The following is a 16,623-nucleotide window of genomic DNA, read 5'->3' on the forward strand; positions in this document are numbered from 1 at the left end:
CGGCGCACGGGCCGTCCGGTACGGCGCCGGTCACCGCAGTACGCCCTCCAGGAAGTCGCTGCCCAGGCGGGCCACGACCGTCAGGTCCAGGGAGTGCAGGACGTACCGGCCACGCCGGCGCGTGGTGACCAGGCCGGCCTTCTTGAGCAGGGCCAGGTGGCGCGAGACCTCGGGAGGCGTGATGCCGTGCGAGTCGGCCAGCTCGCCCGTGGTGTACGGCGAGCGGGCGAGGTTGCGGCATATCCGCATCCGCATGGGATGGGCCAGTGCCTCCATCCGGAGCTGGAGCAGCTCGACGGAGGCCGGGGAGGGCAGTTCGGGGCGGTGCACCGGGTAGTGGATCACCGGACGCCAGCCCGGGGCGTGCAGCACCATCAGGTGCGGCCAGCCGAAGCTGGTCGGGATGAGGGTGAGGCCGGTGCCCGCGGAGGAGCCCGTGGCCTCGGTCCGGCCCGTGGTCAGCTTGTCGACGCTGATCCTGCCGGTCTCCTCGTCCAGCGACAGGGCCGCGGAGACCGCGCTCAGCGCCGCGCCGACGCCCTTGCGGCGCAGTACCTCGGTCTTGTGCCGGGCGTCAGCGGCCAGCTGGACCTGGGCCCGCCGCCAGGTGTCGGCGAAGAACGCCTGGTCGCAGTCCTCGAAGAGGCGCCGGATCCAGCCGCGCACCGAGCTGGGGTCGGCCAGCAGCTGCCGGGTGAAGTCCAGCTGTTTCGGGCCCCTGGCCGAGGCCATGTCGAGCGCGCGGGTCCGCATCCCGGCGTCGGCGAGGGGCGAGGGCGCCCCCGTCGCGTAGAGGTTCGCGCAGGTGAACTCCAGGGCTGCCGACACGAACCTCTCGTCGTCGAGCCTGTCCAGGATGTCCAGGTCCTCGGCGAGGGTCGCACCGGTCCTGCCGTCCCCTCCGCGCACTCCGGCGAACGGCATGAAGACGTCGGAGAAGGTGTTCCGCCACAGGAAGTCCGCCTCGTGGAGCCGGTCCGCGAGGTCCGGCTCCAGAGCCGCGGACGTCGCGGTCGCCCAGCCGTGCAGCCCGGGGTGGTGCCCGGGCTCGGAGAGCGCGTGCAGGGCAAGCCCCAGCTCGGCGAGGGGGGAGGTCTCGAAGACCACGCGTTCGGGAGGCAGGCCCGCGATGTCGATGTGCACGCTCACCCCTCCATGGTGCGGGGTGCGGAGGCGGGCCCGGTGCCACTTGACGGCAGCCGTCAATCCACGGGCGGGCCTGCCGGGACGGGGCCAGGCTGGACTCATGGACATCGTTCAGCAGCACATGCTCGACAGCTATCGGGCCGCCCGGCACGGTGAGGTTCCGCCGCCGCTGCCCGGCCGCCACGACGGAGAGGTCCTCCGCGGGATCCGCAGGCGCATCCGCGCCTGGACGGCCGCCCACCGGCCGCCTCTCTCCTGAGGCAGGGACCGAGGCGCCTTGTGGCGGGCGGCGAACTGCCTGGGCCCGGCCGCCCGGGGCATCCCTCCCGTCCCGAGGCCACCCTGCCCGCCGCCGGGGCGTCCGCGCCCGCGCCGGGGCGCCCGTGCCCGCCGCCGGGGCGCCTACGCGAGCCGTGCCACGAAGTCCGCCACCGCCTCCCTCACGTCGTCGGCCGTCCACCCGAGCCCCGGCGCCGCCACCGTGACCTCGGTGAACGAGAGACCGGGCGGGCCCGCCGGAGCCGCGGACCAGCGGCGGAAGAGGGTCACGCCCGTCTCCTCGGCCTGCCGCACCGACGCCTCGTCCAGCGCCTCCGCGGCGTAGGGCAGCCAGACCTGGAACTGATGGGTGTGGGGCGGCTCGGGGTGCACCCGGGACCAGGGCACCGGGGAGTGGGCGAACCCCTCGGCCAGGGCCGCGGCGACCACCTTCGCCTGGGCGACGTAGGACGGGAGCCTCGGCAGCTCGCGCTCCAGGCCCAGCAGGGCGGACAGCGCCGCCGGATACTGCTGGAAGACCTGCCCGCCGTACCGGTGGCGCCAGGTCCGCGCCTCCTCGACCAGCGACTCGGGGCCTGCCAGCACCGCCCCGGACAGCCCGTCCAGGGACTTGTAGAACGACACGTACACGCTGTCGGCGAGCGCCGCGATCTCAGGCAGCCCGCGCCCGAAGTGCGAGGCGCACTCCCACAACCGCGCTCCGTCCATGTGCACCACCGCGTCCCGCTCCCGGGCCGCGGCCACGACGGCCTCCAGCTCCTCCCAGGTGGGCAGGACGAATCCGGCGTCACGCAGCGGCAGCTCCACCATCAGCGTGCCGAACTGCTCGGGGAAGTCCCGGATCTCGTCCGCCGTCGGCTGCCGGGGCGCGCGGGTCGGATGCACCGTGCGCAGGCCGCTCACCGAGGTCAGCGCGCCGCGTTCGTGCACCTCGGGGTGGGAGAGGGGGTGCAGTGCCACGGTCCGGTCGCCCGTGCGCCCGGCCCAGCACCGCAACGCGATCTGCTGGGCCATCGTCCCGGTCGGGAAGAAAGCCGCGGCCTCCATGCCGAGCAGGTCGGCGGTGCGCCGCTCGACCTCGGCCACGACCCCGTCGCCGTACACGTCGGTCCACCCGCCCAGGTCGTGGACGGTGCCGGCGTCGGCCGCCAGCGCGGTCAGCCGCTCGGCCAGGGTGTGGTCCGCGGACGCCCGCGCCAGCACCTTTCCCGACCGCTGCCACGCGGTCAGTCTGCGGTGCCGCTGCTTCTGCTCATCGGTGACTCCCATGGGACGATCATCACCCGGACCGCTGACACCGCCCACCCCGGGGCCCTCGCCGCCCCGGAGGTTATCCACAGGGTGTGGACAGTCTGGGGGTGTGGCGAAACGCTGGCGTAGCATGCAGAGAAGTCGTCCGGTACCCCCCGCGGACTGGAACGGAAGGCCGTCGCCGCGTGAACGCATCATTTTCCAAGGAAGCCCTCGACGCGAGGGACCGTCCTGCCCGCCTCACCGTGGGTGTCGTCGGTGCGGGAAGAGTGGGCCCCGCCCTCGCCGCCTCGCTGCAGCTCGCGGGTCACCGCCCGGTCGCGGTGTCGGGCGTCTCCGACGCGTCCGTGCGCCGGGCCGCCGCACTGCTCCCCGACGTCCCCCTGGTGACCCCCGCCGAGGTCCTCGCACGCGCCGAGCTCGTGCTGCTGACCGTCCCCGACGACGCGCTTCCCGGCCTGGTCGAAGGCCTCGCCGAGACCGGCGCCGTGCGGCCGGGCCAGTTGCTCGTCCACACCTCCGGGCGGTACGGGACGAAGGTGCTCGACCCCGCTCTGCGGGCCGGAGCCCTCCCGCTCGCCCTGCACCCGGCGATGACCTTCACCGGCAGCTCGGTCGACGTCCAGCGGCTGGCGGGCTGCTCGTTCGGGGTGACCGCCCCGGAGGAGCTCAGGCTCGCCGCCGAGGCGCTCGTCATCGAGATGGGCGGCGAGCCCGAATGGATCGCCGAGGAGTCCCGTCCGCTCTACCACGCGGCACTCGCCCTCGGCGCGAACCATCTGGTCACACTCGTCGCGCAGTCCATGGAACTGCTCCGCACGGCGGGCGTCGGCGCACCCGACCGGATGCTCGGCCCCCTGCTCGGAGCCGCGCTCGACAACGCCCTGCGCTCCGGGGACGCGGCCCTCACCGGGCCCGTGGCCCGCGGCGACGCGGGGACGGTGTCCGCGCACATCCGGGAGCTGCGCGCGCACGCCCCGCAGACGGTGGCCGGATATCTCGCCATGGCTCGCGCCACGGCCGACCGGGCGCTGGACCAGGGCCTGCTCAAGCCGGAGTTCGCGGAGGATCTCCTCGGTGTCCTGTCGGACACCGACGTCATGAACAGACCGAACGGAACACACGGCCCGGACGATTCCGGACCGGGGGAGAAGCGATGACCACCGCACCCGCCACCCTGCTGCGCTCCGCGGCGGACCTGGACGCCCTCGGCCGGGGGACCGGGGCGCGCCGCGCCGTCGTGATGACCATGGGCGCGCTCCACGACGGCCACGCCACCCTGATCCGCGCGGCACGGACCGCCGCGGGGCCCGGCGGCCAGGTCGTGGTCACCGTCTTCGTCAACCCGCTCCAGTTCGGCGAGGCCGCCGACCTCGACCGCTACCCCCGCACTCTGGAGGCCGACCTCGCGGTCGCCTCGGAGGCCGGCGCGGACGCGGTCTTCGCCCCGGCCGTCGAGGAGGTCTACCCCGGCGGCGAGCCGCAGGTCAGGATCACCGCGGGCCCCATGGGCGAGCGGCTCGAAGGCTCCTCGCGCCCCGGGCACTTCGACGGCATGCTCACCGTCGTCGCCAAGCTCCTGCACCTCACCCGGCCGGACGCCGCGTTCTTCGGGCAGAAGGACGCCCAGCAGCTGGCCCTGGTCCGCCGCATGGTGCGCGATCTCAACTTCGGCATCGACATCGTCGCCGTGCCGACCGTGCGCGACCCGGACGGTCTCGCACTCTCCAGCCGCAACCGCTTCCTCTCCGCAGAGGAGCGCCGCACCGCGCTGGCCCTGCCCAGAGCCCTGTTCGCGGCGCGCGACCGGCTGGTCGCCCAGCAGACGCTCCACGCCCGTGCCCGCGCGCTCCCCGGGCGCGAGGGCCGGGCCGCCGAGCTCACCCGGCTCGGCGAGGCGCGCGCGGCCGCCGACAGCCAGGCGGTCGCGCTGGCCCGGCCGGTCGTCGTCCCCTCCGCTGTGCTGGCCGCCGCCCGGGCCGTCCTGGACGACGCGGCCGGCGAAGAGGTGCCGCTCACCCTGGACTACGTGGCCCTCGTGGACCCGGCGGACTTCACCGAGGTTCCCGACGACCGGGTCACCGCCGAGGCGGTCCTGGCCGTCGCGGCGCGGGTGGGGGCCACCCGGCTGATCGACAACATCCCGCTGACCCTCGGAGCGCTCACATGACCGGAATACGGCTGACCGCCCCCGCCCCCGGCTGGGCCATCGACGCGGACGTCGTCGTGGTCGGCTCCGGCGTGGCCGGTCTCACCACCGCCCTTCGCTGCGCGGCGGCGGGCCTCGCGACCGTGGTCGTCACCAAGGCCCGGCTCGACGACGGCTCCACCCGCTGGGCACAGGGCGGAATCGCCGCGGCGCTCGGCGAGGGCGACACCCCCGAACAGCACCTCGACGACACCCTGGTCGCCGGGGCCGGCCTGTGCGACGAGACGGCGGTGCGCGCCCTGGTCACCGAGGGCCCCGGCGCCGTACGCCGACTGATCGACACCGGTGCTCACTTCGACACCACGGACACCGGTGCGATCGCCCTGGCCCGTGAGGGCGGCCACCACCGCCGCCGCATCGCCCACGCGGGAGGCGACGCGACGGGGGCCGAGATCTCCCGCGCCCTCGTGGAGGCGGTCCGCTCGGCCGCCCTGCGCACCATCGAGAACGCACTGGTCCTGGACCTGCTCACGGACGCCGACGGCCGGACCGAGGGCGTCACCCTGCACGTCATGGGCGAGGGCCAGCACGATGGTGTCGGCGCCGTACACGCCCCCGCGGTCGTGCTCGCCACCGGTGGCATGGGCCAGGTCTTCTCCGCCACCACCAACCCGCCCGTCTCCACCGGCGACGGGGTGGCGCTCGCACTGCGGGCCGGCGCGGAGGTGTCGGACCTCGAGTTCGTCCAGTTCCACCCGACCGTCCTCTTCCTGGGCGCCGACTCCGAGGGCCAGCAGCCGCTGGTCTCCGAGGCGGTACGGGGCGAGGGCGCGCACCTCGTCGACGCGTCCGGCACCCGCTTCATGCTCGGGCAGCACGAGCTGGCCGAGCTGGCGCCCCGTGACATCGTCGCCAAGGCGATCACCCGGCAGATGCACCTCCAGGGCACCGAGCACATGTATCTCGACGCCCGGCACTTCGGCGCCGCGATGTGGGAGCAGCGCTTCCCGACGATCCTCGCCGCCTGCCGCACCCACGGCATCGACCCCGTCACGGAGCCGATCCCGGTGGCCCCCGCCGCGCACTACGCCTCGGGCGGCGTGCGCACGGACCTCCGTGGCCGTACGACGGTGCCCGGCCTGTACGCCTGCGGAGAGGTGGCCTGCACGGGTGTGCACGGCGCGAACCGGCTGGCGTCCAACTCCCTCCTGGAGGGACTGGTCTTCGCCGAGCGCATCGCGGCCGACATCACCGGCGCCACGGCCGGGCCCCGCACCGACCCGGGGGCGCCCCGCCGGGCACCCGCGGTGGACCCCGCCGGGGTCCGCACCGTCCCGCTGCTCACCGCGGAGTCCCGGACCTCGATCCAGCGGATCATGACCAGGGGCGCCGGAGTCATCCGGTCCGCGGGCAGCCTCACCACCGCGGCCGGGGAGCTGGAGGCACTCCAGCGGGCCGCGGCCGAGGAGGAGGGCCCCAAGGACGCCGTACCCGGGGTGGAGGCGTGGGAGGCCACCAACCTGCTGCTCGTCTCGAGGGTCCTGGTCGCCGCCGCCCGGGAGCGCGAGGAGACCCGCGGCTGCCACTGGCGCGAGGACCGGCCCGACCGCGACGACGCCGCCTGGCGCCGCCACCTCGTCGTACGCATCACGCCGGATCGGCAGCCCGTCGTCCGCACGACGGACAGCGCCGCGTTCCCGCCCGTACGCCCCGGGGGCTCCGCGGACCCCACGGACACAGCACCGCCCACCCGCCTTCGCACCGACCCCGCCGACGCCCCCGAGGAGCCGTAACCGTGAGCACGCCCGAAGAGAATCCGCGCCCCACACCCGTGGACGTCCCGCTGATCCACATCGGCGCACCCGCCGAGTCCGGCGGCTGCGGCGACGGCTGCGGCTGCGGTGACGGCTACGACCCCGACGGCCTGGAGTGCGGCCTCGACCCCGCCCTCGCCCAGCTCCTGGCGGACGCCGGGCTGGACCCGGTCCAGGTCGAGGACATCGCCCACGTCGCGATCGAGGAGGACCTCGACGGGGGCGAGGACGTCACCACCGTGGCGACCGTCCCGGAGGACGCCGTCGCCACCGGCGACTTCACCGCGCGTGAGGCGGGCGTCGTCGCCGGTCTGCGCGTCGCCGAGGCGGTCCTGTCCATCGTCTGCACCGACGAGTTCGAGGTCGAGCGCCACGTCGAGGACGGTGACCGTGTCGCTCCGGGGCAGAAACTGCTCACGGTCACCACCCGCACGCGTGACCTGCTCACCGGTGAGCGCAGCGCGCTCAACCTGCTCTGCAGGCTCTCCGGGATCGCGACCGCCACCCGCGCCTGGGCCGATGTGCTCGAAGGCACGAAGGCCGCGGTCCGCGACACCCGTAAGACCACTCCGGGCCTGCGTGCGCTGGAGAAGTACGCGGTGCGCTGCGGCGGCGGGGTCAACCACCGCATGTCGCTCGTGGACGCGGCGCTGGTCAAGGACAACCACGTGATCGCCGCGGGCGGCGTGGCCGAGGCGTTCCGGCGGGTCAGGAAGGCCTACCCGGAGCTCGCGATCGAGGTCGAGGTCGACACCCTGGAGCAGGTCCGCGAGGTCCTCGACGCAGGCGCCGACCTGATCCTGCTGGACAACTTCACCCCTTCCGACACCGCCGAGGCGGTCGCTCTCGTCGGCGGCCGCGCGGTGCTGGAGTCCTCGGGCCGGCTCTCCCTCGACTCCGCCCGCGCCCACGCGGAGGCGGGCGTCGACTACCTGGCCGTCGGTGCGCTCACGCACTCCTCGCCGATCCTCGACATCGGCCTGGACTTCCGTGCGGCGGCGCAGACCGACGGGGCCGAGGCCTGATGCTGCTCACCATCGACGTCGGCAACTCCCACACCGTCCTCGGCCTCTTCGACGGCGAGGAGATCGTCGAGCACTGGCGGATCTCCACCGACGCCCGCCGCACCGCCGACGAGCTGGCCGTCCTGCTCCAGGGCCTGATGGGCATGCACCCGCTGCTCGGCGTCGAACTCGGTGACGGCATCGAGGGCATCGCGATCTGCTCGACCGTCCCCGCGGTCCTGCACGAGCTCCGGGAGGTCACCCGCCGGTACTACGGCGACGTCCCGGCGGTCCTCGTGGAGCCGGGTGTGAAGACCGGAGTGCCGGTCCTGACCGACAACCCGAAGGAGGTCGGTGCGGACCGCATCATCAACGCGGTCGCGGCCGTCGAGCTCTACGGCGGCCCGGCCATCGTCGTCGACCTGGGTACGGCCACCACCTTCGACGCGGTCTCGGCGCGCGGCGAGTACACGGGCGGGGTCATCGCGCCCGGCATCGAGATCTCGGTGGAGGCCCTCGGGGTGAAGGGAGCCCAGCTCCGCAAGATCGAGCTGGCCAGGCCCCGCAGCGTCATCGGCAAGAACACCGTCGAGGCCATGCAGTCCGGCATCGTCTACGGCTTCGCGGGCCAGATCGACGGCGTGGTCGAGCGCATGAAGAAGGAGCTGGCGGCCGACCCGGACGAGGTCACCGTCATCGCGACCGGGGGCCTTGCTCCGATGGTGTTGGGGGAGTCCTCCGTGATCGACGAGCACGAGCCCTGGCTGACGCTCATCGGCCTGCGCCTCGTGTACGAGCGCAACATCGCCCGGATGTAGGGCGCGCCCGCGGTCACCTGCGGGAACAGCCCGGCGGCACGGCGTCCGGCGCCGCGCCGCCGGGCGGTTAGTTAAGCCGATTTTGTCCATTTAGCACGTATTGTCGCGTCATGCCCACGCCCTACGGATCACGCGGCGGCATGGCGTTCAGCGCGGACGAGCTCCGGGTGCTCCGACGTGCTCTCGCCAACGCCCTCCACCCCACGCCCCTGCCGGAAGAGGATGTCCAGGACTGCCTGCGGCTCGCGGGCGCGGTGGACGAGGTGGTGAGCGAGGCGGGCCGGCTGCGCGCCTTCCTCCTCGCCGATCTCGCCCGCTACCGCGACGCCCTCCCCGGCTCGCTCAGCGGCTATCTGGAACTCCTCCAGGACGCCCTCGCGGCCGGTTACGACCCCCGCCCCGACGACCTCGCGGCTCTGCGCGCCCTGCGCGCCGGGCCGGTGGCGGCGGCCCTCCTGGAGCGCTGCCAGGTGCTGGCCGAGCGTTCGGTGCGGGCGCGCCTCGCCGGTCGCGCGGTGTCCGTCTCCGCGCCCGCGCCGCGCAGCCGGCTGCTGGCCCTCCCCGGTGGCCTCGCGGCGGCCGAGGGGGCCGAGCGGCCCTCGAAGCCCTCGCGGACCCCGTCCGCGCCGGCCCGTCCGGCGGCCCCGGGTGAGCGTCCGATGCCCAAGCCGTCGGAGGTCTTCCCGCCCCGCCGCAGGCCGGCGCCGGCGCCGCCGCCGGAGGAGCGCGCGGTGTCCTGAGGGGCAGGGGGTGCCCGGGAGTGGCCGGAATGCCGGGCTCGCTACCCTGGACGGCATGGACTACGTATCCGCGCTCGTTCCCCCCGTGGTGATGGCCGTCTTCTTCATCGGCCTCGTCAGGACGATCATCAAGAGCCAGGGTGGCCCGAACAAGGCCAAGGAGGACGCCGCCGTGGACGCGGCGCTCGCCCGCGCCGAAGCGGCCAAGCAGGCTCCGCATCCCGGGAGCGTCTGACCCGGACCAGAGCACGAAGGGCGCACGGCTCCACAGGAGCCGTGCGCCCTTTTGTCGTCCTGGAATTACCTCATTCCGGACATCTAGCACTAAGGTGGTGTCGTGCCTCGCCAATTGGGAGAGCTGGAAGACACCGTGATGACGCGGGTCTGGCAATGGAACCGCCCGGTCACCGTGCGGGAAGTTCTCGAGGACCTTCAACAGGAACGGTCCATCGCGTACACGACCGTCATGACGGTAATGGACAATCTCCATCAGAAGGGCTGGGTCCGCCGGGAAGTGGACGGCCGGGCATATCGATATACGGCGGTCTCCACCCGCGCCGCATACTCGGCCGCACTGATGAACGAAGCCTGGTCGCAGAGCGACAACCCGGCGGCCGCACTGGTCGCCTTCTTCGGCATGATGTCCGCCGAGCAGCGTGAAGCACTCCGGGACGCGATCCGCGTTGTGGCGCCCACGTTCCCCGAACCGTCCGAGAGCCGGTCCGATGCCGGGACCGCAACCGATGAGGCTTCACCGGAGAGCGGGCGATAGCGTCGGGGGATGTCCTCAGAGCAGCCGCAAACCGAGCACCCCGCCGCGTCGCAAACCGGAGATCGTACCGGTCCGGAAACCGGATCTCGCGCAGATCTTCATACCGACCCGTCGGTAAATAGGCCGGCCATCACGGTCCGCCGTGCCAGGACGAGCGATGTGCAGTCCGTCCGAGGGCTCCTGGACGGCTACGTCTCCCAGGGCATCCTGCTCGACAAAGCGACGGTGACGCTTTACGAGGACATCCAGGAGTTCTGGGTCGCGGAACGCGACGAGGACGCCCGGGTGGTCGGCTGCGGCGCACTCCACGTGATGTGGGAAGACCTCGCCGAAGTGCGCACTCTCGCCGTCGACCACGGCATCAAGGGCGCCGGAGTCGGCCACCAGGTCCTGGACAAGCTCTTGCAGACGGCGCGCTGGCTCGGTGTGCGCCGCGTTTTCTGCCTCACCTTCGAAGTCGACTTCTTCGCGGCGCACGGCTTCACCGAGATCGGAGAGACGCCGGTCGACGGAGATGTCTACAGCGAGCTGCTGCGTTCCTATGACGAGGGTGTCGCCGAGTTCCTGGGTCTCGAACGAGTGAAGCCGAACACCTTGGGCAACAGCCGGATGCTTCTGCACCTGTGAACGGCGGAACGTACCGGAACCCTATGTCCGAATCGCGCATGTTTCCCGTGTTCTTGTGCTCCTGAACCTCTCCCAGGGGTTTGTGTTTTCCGGGGAAAAGCGGTTTCCTTTCCGCGTACTGCATTTTTCGATGAAAGGAAATCCGGTGGCACAGAAGGTTCAGGTCCTTCTTGTTGATGACCTCGACGGTGGCGAGGCGGACGAGACCGTTACGTTCGCTCTGGATGGCAAGACGTACGAGATCGACCTCACCACGACCAACGCGGACAAGCTCCGTGGTCTTCTTGAGCCCTACACCAAGAGCGGACGCCGCACCGGTGGCCGCGCCGCGACGGGCCGTGGCAAGGGCCGCGCCGTTACCGGTGGCAACAAGGACACCGCCGAGATCCGTAGGTGGGCGCGCGAGAACGGCCACAACGTGAATGACCGCGGCCGCGTTCCCGCCGACATCCGTGAGGCTTACGAGAAGGCCAACGGCTGACCTGTCGGCCGATGGGTCCACAGGCGTTCACGGGCATGCGCGAGCCTGGCCCGGTGGCATTCCGTCGCCGCCGCGTCCACGAGTCGTACGAGATCGGGAGCATCCCCACCCCTGCTCCCGAGGCCGCCGAGGGCCGGGAGCGAGAGTTCCACCTCCTGGCGCGATCCGGGGGGCCGCAGCCAGGACGCGGCCCCCGGCGGGCCCGCCGCCCCGCCCGGCGGGACCGGGGCCGTGATGTGCCCGCCGACGCCGAAGGCCGAGAGATCGAGGGCGATCCCGCCCCACTCCAGCCAGTCGAGCAGGCCGGGGAGCTCCTCCGCGCTGCCGGCGGCGACCAGGAGCCGCATCCGCCGTCCCGCCACCGCCACCGGACCGGTACGTCCGACTCGCCGCAGCGCCGCGTGACCTGCCGCGCCCGGCAGGTCCAGCACGTCGAAGCGCAGTCCCGTCAGCAACCGCACCGGGGACGTGCCCGCCGTTTCCCAGTCCAGCTCGCGGGCGTACCACTGGGCGCGGTCGTCGGACTCCGACGACGAGCGGGGAGGCGGGACGAGGGAAGCCATGGTTGATGAACCGCCGAACGGGTCCCGGAGTTACGCCCCGTGCGTACTCGATCGCCCAGCGTGTCCGCGCCGGGGGCGTACGGAGGCATCCGGCAGCGCGAAGTTGTTCGCCCGTAGCGGAGGAAACGGGGGTGCGCCGCATGGACTGTCGGTGAGTGCGGGTAAGACATCCCTAGTGGGAAGGGGCGACACGCGGGCAAAAGCGTCTCACGTTCGCCATCGGCGTACTGGCGAAAGGGCTATCTGCCTGGCCTGCGGGAACATCGTCTCGCACCATCGGGTTGGAGCAGTTGTCGGCGTTCGGGGCGGAGATCCGCCAGGCAGCAGCGCCGGGTGTCGGCAGTTGAAATGAGCGGTCCCCGCTTGCGGGACTAAGCTGCGGAAGGACAGGGAGGGGACCGACCCCTTACTGCCTGACCGCTCTGAGGAGCGATTAACGATGTTCGAGAGGTTCACCGACCGCGCGCGGCGGGTTGTCGTCCTGGCTCAGGAAGAAGCCCGGATGCTCAACCACAACTACATCGGCACCGAGCACATCCTCCTGGGCCTGATCCACGAGGGTGAGGGTGTCGCCGCTAAGGCCCTGGAGAGCCTCGGGATTTCGCTCGAGGCGGTCCGCCAGCAGGTGGAGGAGATCATCGGTCAGGGCCAGCAGGCCCCGTCCGGGCACATCCCCTTCACCCCCCGGGCCAAGAAGGTCCTGGAGCTGTCGCTCCGTGAGGCACTTCAGCTCGGCCACAACTACATCGGCACCGAGCACATCCTGCTCGGCCTGATCCGCGAGGGCGAGGGCGTCGCAGCCCAGGTCCTCGTGAAGCTGGGCGCCGACCTGAACCGGGTGCGGCAGCAGGTCATCCAGCTGCTCTCCGGGTACTCGGGAGGCAAGGAGGCCGCCACCGCCGGCGGCCCCGCGGAGGGCACCCCCTCCACGTCCCTGGTGCTCGACCAGTTCGGCCGGAATCTCACCCAGGCCGCTCGTGAGTCCAAGCTCGACCCGGTCATCGGGCGCGAGAAGGAGATCGAGCGGGTCATGCAGGTGCTGTCCCGCCGTACCAAGAACAACCCGGTTCTCATCGGCGAGCCCGGCGTCGGCAAGACGGCGGTCGTCGAGGGCCTGGCGCAGGCCATCGTCAAGGGCGAGGTGCCCGAGACCCTCAAGGACAAGCACCTCTACACTCTTGACCTCGGTGCCCTGGTGGCGGGTTCCCGCTACCGAGGTGACTTCGAGGAGCGCCTGAAGAAGGTCCTCAAGGAGATCCGCACCCGCGGCGACATCATCCTGTTCATCGACGAGCTCCACACCCTGGTGGGTGCGGGCGCCGCCGAGGGCGCGATCGACGCCGCGAGCATCCTCAAGCCCATGCTGGCGCGAGGCGAGCTCCAGACCATCGGTGCCACGACGCTCGACGAGTACCGCAAGCACCTGGAGAAGGACGCCGCGCTCGAGCGCCGCTTCCAGCCCATCCAGGTCGCGGAGCCGTCGCTGCCGCACACCATCGAGATCCTCAAGGGCCTGCGCGACCGTTACGAGGCCCACCACCGGGTCTCCATCACGGACGAGGCACTGGTCCAGGCCGCCACCCTGGCCGACCGGTACATCTCGGACCGCTTCCTGCCGGACAAGGCGATCGACCTGATCGACGAGGCCGGTTCCCGGATGCGCATCCGCCGGATGACCGCGCCGCCGGACCTCCGCGAGTTCGACGAGAAGATCGCGGGTGTCCGCCGCGACAAGGAGTCGGCCATCGACTCCCAGGACTTCGAGAAGGCAGCTTCGCTCCGCGACAAGGAGAAGCAGCTGCTTTCGGCGAAGGCCAAGCGGGAGAAGGAGTGGAAGGCCGGCGACATGGACGTCGTCGCCGAGGTCGACGGCGAGCTCATCGCCGAAGTCCTCGCGACCGCCACCGGCATCCCGGTCTTCAAGCTGACCGAGGAGGAGTCCTCGCGTCTGCTGCGCATGGAGGACGAGCTCCACAAGCGCGTCATCGGCCAGAAGGACGCCATCAAGGCCCTCTCGCAGGCGATCCGCCGTACGCGGGCCGGTCTGAAGGACCCGAAGCGCCCCGGTGGCTCGTTCATCTTCGCCGGCCCGTCCGGTGTCGGTAAGACGGAGCTTTCCAAGACGCTCGCCGAGTTCCTCTTCGGCGACGAGGACGCGCTGATCTCCCTCGACATGTCGGAGTTCAGCGAGAAGCACACGGTTTCCCGGCTCTTCGGTTCGCCCCCCGGTTACGTGGGTTACGAGGAGGGCGGCCAGCTCACCGAGAAGGTCCGCCGCAAGCCGTTCTCCGTCGTCCTCTTCGACGAGGTCGAGAAGGCCCACCCCGATATCTTCAATTCCCTGCTCCAGATTCTGGAAGACGGTCGTCTGACCGACTCCCAGGGCCGGGTCGTGGACTTCAAGAACACGGTCATCATCATGACGACCAACCTCGGGACCCGGGACATCTCGAAGGGCTTCAACCTGGGCTTCGCCGCCCAGGGCGACGTCAAGACGAACTACGAGCGGATGAAGGTCAAGGTCAACGAAGAGCTCAAGCAGCACTTCCGGCCCGAGTTCCTCAACCGTGTCGACGACACGGTCGTCTTCCACCAGCTGACCGAGGAAGACATCATCCAGATCGTCGACCTCATGGTCCACAAGGTGGACGAGCGCCTCAAGGACCGCGACATGGGCATCGAGCTCAGTGCCGAGGCCAAGTCGCTCCTGGCGAAGAAGGGCTACGACCCCGTGATGGGCGCCCGGCCGCTGCGCCGGACGATCCAGCGCGAGATCGAGGACATCCTCTCCGAGAAGATCCTCTTCGGTGAGCTGCGTCCCGGTCACATCGTGGTCGTGGGCACCGAGGGCGAAGGGGACGAGAAGAAGTTCTCGTTCCGCGGCGAGGAGAAGTCGGCACTGCCCGACGTCCCGCCGATCGAGCAGGCAGCGGGCGGCGGCCCGAACCTGACGAAGGACGCGTAGGGCGCACAGCGCCTGAGCACCGAGGGGCTGCCCCGGACCGGTAACCGGTCCGGGGCAGCCCCTTTTCTCGTGGACACTCGCCGTGCGACGGCTGACACCGGAATCCGGCGCGCCGGCCGTCCGCCCGGCCGTCTGTCCGTCCACGCGCTCCCGGCGAGCGCGTCCAGGCGCGTCGGGGTGGGGCGACGCGGTCAGGCGGAGGGGGTGGCCTGGTGGAAGTACAGCCGCCAGCCGGTATCCGCTCGACGCCACAGGGAGCTCCGCCAGGCGCGACGCCCTCCGTTGTCCGCGAAGTACGTCAGATGCACGATGCCGGGAGCCAGCTCTGTCCCCGCCATCTCGCTGACCACCACCGGGGACTCCGGGAGGACGGAACCGGAGCTGGTCACCGTGAGGACCGATGTCGCGTCCCAGCGTCGCCCTGAAGCCCCGAACTCGGTGAACTCGGGATCCAGCAGCTCGGAGACCAGGGCCGGCGACGCACGCACGTCGGGGTTGAGGAGCCGGATCTCCGACGCGATCGCCGCTTGGACGGCCCGCTCACTCTCGCTCTTCATGCCTGAACCGTACGGATGTCCTCCGCCCCGTCACAGCGAATACCTCTGCGGGCCGGGCGGCGGGTGGAAGCGGCGGGCTGGGGGAGGCGCGGCGGGTGGAAGCGGCGGGCTGGGGGAGGCGCGGCGGGCGGAAGCGGCGGGCTGGTGAAGGCGCGGCGGGCCAGGGGAGGCGCGGCGGCGGGCGTGGCGGCAGCCCGCCGGACCACGCGCCCGTGAGCGCTCAGGGGCTTGAGGGATGTACGCAGGCGGCGCCCGGCTGGTCCGCGTGCGGGGCGGTGACGCCCTCGCGGCACCGGCGTCCCCCACCCCCTCGTCGGCCCGGTGCCGAAGGTCCCGAAACGGACAGGCCTCCGGCCCACCGGCGGTGACAAGGCGCACAGGCCCTCGGAGGCCTACTAGACGCGTTAGGAGCGGCCGCGATGACGGGTTGGAGGACTTTCGGCCCGCTTCGGGAGAGGCTTTTGAGGTTTAGGGGGATATAGCCGTAATGCAAGCCTCTGTCCAGGAACGATGCGTTTGGAGCTGGGTCTGAACCCGCTTCCCGAAGGCGGTCCGGACCGGCGTCCGGGGCTGCCGAGGTGGTCGTCCGAAGCGAATTCCCCACCCCCCGGCTACGGCTTTTGATCGTAGATGGGGGGTTTGAGTGTTGCCCGGGGTGCGGGTTACCAAGGTGGAGCAAGCCCGGTCGAGCACCGGGTCCAGTCACCCCGGAGGTACTCACCGCATGTCGAAGCGCGTTACGTTCCAGCACTCCCGCCGCCCGTCCATGTCCCGTGTCAGTGGCGCCGTCGTGGCAGCCGGCCTGGGTGCGTCGATGGTGTTCGGCGCGGGCGCGGCGTTCGCGTCCGGCACGACGGGCACCGCGGACAACGCGGCCCTCGCCGGCGCGGCCACCGCCAACTCCGTCGCCAAGCAGGCGACGGCGCAGAGCAAGGCCGCCGCCCAGGCGAAGGCCGACAAGGCCGAGAAGGCCGACGCCAAGAAGAAGGCCGCTGCCAAGAAGAAGGCCGCCGCCAAGAAGAAGGCCGCCTCGTGGGAGGCCCCGGTCAACCACTACGAGCTGAGCGCCACCTACGGCACCGGCGGTAACCGCTGGGCCCACAAGCACTCCGGCCAGGACTTCGCGGTGCCGATCGGCACCAAGGTCGAGGCCGCGCACACCGGCCGTGTCGTCAAGGCGGGCCCGAACGGCGGCGGCGACGGCCCCGCGTACGGCAACGCCATCGTGATCAAGCACGCCAACGGCAAGTACTCGCAGTACGCGCACCTGTCGCAGATCGACGTCAAGATCGGCGACCGCGTGAAGACGGGCGACAGGATCGCCCTGTCCGGCAACACGGGCAACTCCAGCGGTCCTCACCTGCACTTCGAGATCCGGACCACGCCGAACTACGGTTCCGCCCTGGACCCGGTCTCGTACCTGAAGACCGTGCACGTCAAGGTCTGACGCGCGACCA

General features: G+C 71.5%; 17 protein-coding genes. 13 read left to right on the forward strand and 4 right to left on the reverse strand.

The window, feature by feature from the left end:
- Positions 1–30 precede the first annotated feature (30 nt).
- The gene (locus ACIRJR_RS04540) at positions 31–1,143 is read right to left on the reverse strand and encodes a DUF5937 family protein (protein ID WP_403773825.1); all 1,113 of its coding nucleotides are present in this window, start codon (positions 1,141–1,143) and stop codon (positions 31–33) included.
- 103 nt (positions 1,144–1,246) lie between these two features.
- Between ACIRJR_RS04540 and ACIRJR_RS04545 the strand changes: the two genes are divergently transcribed.
- A complete protein-coding gene (locus ACIRJR_RS04545; RefSeq protein ID WP_403773631.1) occupies positions 1,247–1,405 on the forward strand; it encodes a hypothetical protein in 159 nt (52 codons plus the stop codon).
- A 143-nt stretch (positions 1,406–1,548) separates the two neighbouring features.
- Here ACIRJR_RS04545 and ACIRJR_RS04550 read toward each other — a convergent pair whose 3' ends face one another.
- Positions 1,549–2,694: a threonine aldolase family protein gene (locus ACIRJR_RS04550; RefSeq protein WP_403773634.1), complete on the reverse strand. Its 1,146-nt coding sequence runs from the start codon at positions 2,692–2,694 to the stop codon at positions 1,549–1,551.
- A gap of 167 nt (positions 2,695–2,861) precedes the next feature.
- Here ACIRJR_RS04550 and ACIRJR_RS04555 point away from each other — a divergent pair, with 167 nt between their 5' ends.
- The 10 genes from ACIRJR_RS04555 to ACIRJR_RS04600 all read left to right on the forward strand — a co-directional run bounded on the left by ACIRJR_RS04555 (position 2,862) and on the right by ACIRJR_RS04600 (position 11,081).
- On the forward strand, positions 2,862–3,836 hold the full coding sequence (locus ACIRJR_RS04555) for a Rossmann-like and DUF2520 domain-containing protein (RefSeq protein WP_403773637.1): 975 nt from the start codon (positions 2,862–2,864) through the stop codon (positions 3,834–3,836).
- A complete protein-coding gene (panC, locus tag ACIRJR_RS04560; RefSeq protein WP_403773640.1) occupies positions 3,833–4,846 on the forward strand; it encodes a pantoate--beta-alanine ligase in 1,014 nt (337 codons plus the stop codon). Before ACIRJR_RS04555 ends, panC begins: the two co-directional genes overlap by 4 nt.
- Positions 4,843–6,618 (forward strand): L-aspartate oxidase, encoded by a 1,776-nt coding sequence (locus ACIRJR_RS04565; protein ID WP_403773643.1) that lies wholly within the window; start codon positions 4,843–4,845, stop codon positions 6,616–6,618. Before panC ends, ACIRJR_RS04565 begins: the two co-directional genes overlap by 4 nt.
- A gap of 2 nt (positions 6,619–6,620) precedes the next feature.
- Entirely contained in the window at positions 6,621–7,664 is a 1,044-nt protein-coding gene (gene nadC, locus ACIRJR_RS04570) for a carboxylating nicotinate-nucleotide diphosphorylase (RefSeq protein ID WP_403773645.1), read from the forward strand.
- A complete protein-coding gene (locus tag ACIRJR_RS04575) occupies positions 7,664–8,461 on the forward strand; it encodes a type III pantothenate kinase (protein WP_031091045.1) in 798 nt (265 codons plus the stop codon). The genes nadC and ACIRJR_RS04575 overlap by 1 nt, the downstream gene beginning before the upstream one ends.
- A gap of 140 nt (positions 8,462–8,601) precedes the next feature.
- Complete coding sequence (locus ACIRJR_RS04580) at positions 8,602–9,201, forward strand: hypothetical protein (RefSeq protein WP_403773828.1); 600 nt, start codon at positions 8,602–8,604, stop codon at positions 9,199–9,201.
- 55 nt (positions 9,202–9,256) lie between these two features.
- Positions 9,257–9,436, forward strand: a complete 180-nt coding sequence (locus ACIRJR_RS04585) for a hypothetical protein (RefSeq protein ID WP_403773648.1) — start codon at positions 9,257–9,259, stop codon at positions 9,434–9,436.
- 102 nt (positions 9,437–9,538) lie between these two features.
- Complete coding sequence (locus ACIRJR_RS04590) at positions 9,539–9,973, forward strand: BlaI/MecI/CopY family transcriptional regulator (protein WP_403773651.1); 435 nt, start codon at positions 9,539–9,541, stop codon at positions 9,971–9,973.
- Positions 9,974–9,982: 9 nt separating this feature from the next.
- Positions 9,983–10,600, forward strand: a complete 618-nt coding sequence (locus ACIRJR_RS04595; RefSeq protein ID WP_403773654.1) for an amino-acid N-acetyltransferase — start codon at positions 9,983–9,985, stop codon at positions 10,598–10,600.
- 145 nt (positions 10,601–10,745) lie between these two features.
- Complete coding sequence (locus ACIRJR_RS04600; RefSeq protein WP_403773830.1) at positions 10,746–11,081, forward strand: Lsr2 family protein; 336 nt, start codon at positions 10,746–10,748, stop codon at positions 11,079–11,081.
- Here the strand turns inward: ACIRJR_RS04600 and ACIRJR_RS04605 are convergent.
- Positions 11,060–11,644 (reverse strand): SCO3374 family protein, encoded by a 585-nt coding sequence (locus ACIRJR_RS04605; RefSeq protein WP_403773657.1) that lies wholly within the window; start codon positions 11,642–11,644, stop codon positions 11,060–11,062. The genes ACIRJR_RS04600 and ACIRJR_RS04605 overlap by 22 nt on opposite strands.
- Before the next feature lie 439 nt (positions 11,645–12,083).
- Between ACIRJR_RS04605 and ACIRJR_RS04610 the strand changes: the two genes are divergently transcribed.
- Entirely contained in the window at positions 12,084–14,609 is a 2,526-nt protein-coding gene (locus ACIRJR_RS04610) for an ATP-dependent Clp protease ATP-binding subunit (protein ID WP_403773659.1), read from the forward strand.
- 191 nt (positions 14,610–14,800) lie between these two features.
- Here ACIRJR_RS04610 and ACIRJR_RS04615 read toward each other — a convergent pair whose 3' ends face one another.
- Positions 14,801–15,166 (reverse strand): DUF4440 domain-containing protein, encoded by a 366-nt coding sequence (locus ACIRJR_RS04615; RefSeq protein WP_403773662.1) that lies wholly within the window; start codon positions 15,164–15,166, stop codon positions 14,801–14,803.
- A 724-nt stretch (positions 15,167–15,890) separates the two neighbouring features.
- Here ACIRJR_RS04615 and ACIRJR_RS04620 point away from each other — a divergent pair.
- A complete protein-coding gene (locus ACIRJR_RS04620; RefSeq protein ID WP_403773665.1) occupies positions 15,891–16,613 on the forward strand; it encodes a M23 family metallopeptidase in 723 nt (240 codons plus the stop codon).
- The last annotated feature ends 10 nt before the right edge of the window (positions 16,614–16,623 follow it).

The organism is Streptomyces sp. NPDC102402 (assembly GCF_044765765.1).
Lineage (GTDB): Bacteria > Actinomycetota > Actinomycetes > Streptomycetales > Streptomycetaceae > Streptomyces.

Bases quoted from the DNA above. Each gene is read 5' to 3' on its own strand.
- ACIRJR_RS04545 (WP_403773631.1), top strand. From the start codon at position 1,247: ATGGACATCGTTCAGCAGCACATGCTCGACAGCTATCGGGCCGCCCGG.
- ACIRJR_RS04550 (WP_403773634.1), bottom strand. From the start codon at position 2,694: ATGGGAGTCACCGATGAGCAGAAGCAGCGGCACCGCAGACTGACCGCG.
- panC (WP_403773640.1), top strand. From the start codon at position 3,833: ATGACCACCGCACCCGCCACCCTGCTGCGCTCCGCGGCGGACCTGGAC.
- ACIRJR_RS04565 (WP_403773643.1), top strand. From the start codon at position 4,843: ATGACCGGAATACGGCTGACCGCCCCCGCCCCCGGCTGGGCCATCGAC.
- ACIRJR_RS04575 (WP_031091045.1), top strand. From the start codon at position 7,664: ATGCTGCTCACCATCGACGTCGGCAACTCCCACACCGTCCTCGGCCTC.
- ACIRJR_RS04580 (WP_403773828.1), top strand. From the start codon at position 8,602: ATGGCGTTCAGCGCGGACGAGCTCCGGGTGCTCCGACGTGCTCTCGCC.
- ACIRJR_RS04585 (WP_403773648.1), top strand. From the start codon at position 9,257: ATGGACTACGTATCCGCGCTCGTTCCCCCCGTGGTGATGGCCGTCTTC.
- ACIRJR_RS04595 (WP_403773654.1), top strand. From the start codon at position 9,983: ATGTCCTCAGAGCAGCCGCAAACCGAGCACCCCGCCGCGTCGCAAACC.
- ACIRJR_RS04605 (WP_403773657.1), bottom strand. From the start codon at position 11,644: ATGGCTTCCCTCGTCCCGCCTCCCCGCTCGTCGTCGGAGTCCGACGAC.
- ACIRJR_RS04610 (WP_403773659.1), top strand. From the start codon at position 12,084: ATGTTCGAGAGGTTCACCGACCGCGCGCGGCGGGTTGTCGTCCTGGCT.
- ACIRJR_RS04615 (WP_403773662.1), bottom strand. From the start codon at position 15,166: ATGAAGAGCGAGAGTGAGCGGGCCGTCCAAGCGGCGATCGCGTCGGAG.
- ACIRJR_RS04620 (WP_403773665.1), top strand. From the start codon at position 15,891: ATGTCGAAGCGCGTTACGTTCCAGCACTCCCGCCGCCCGTCCATGTCC.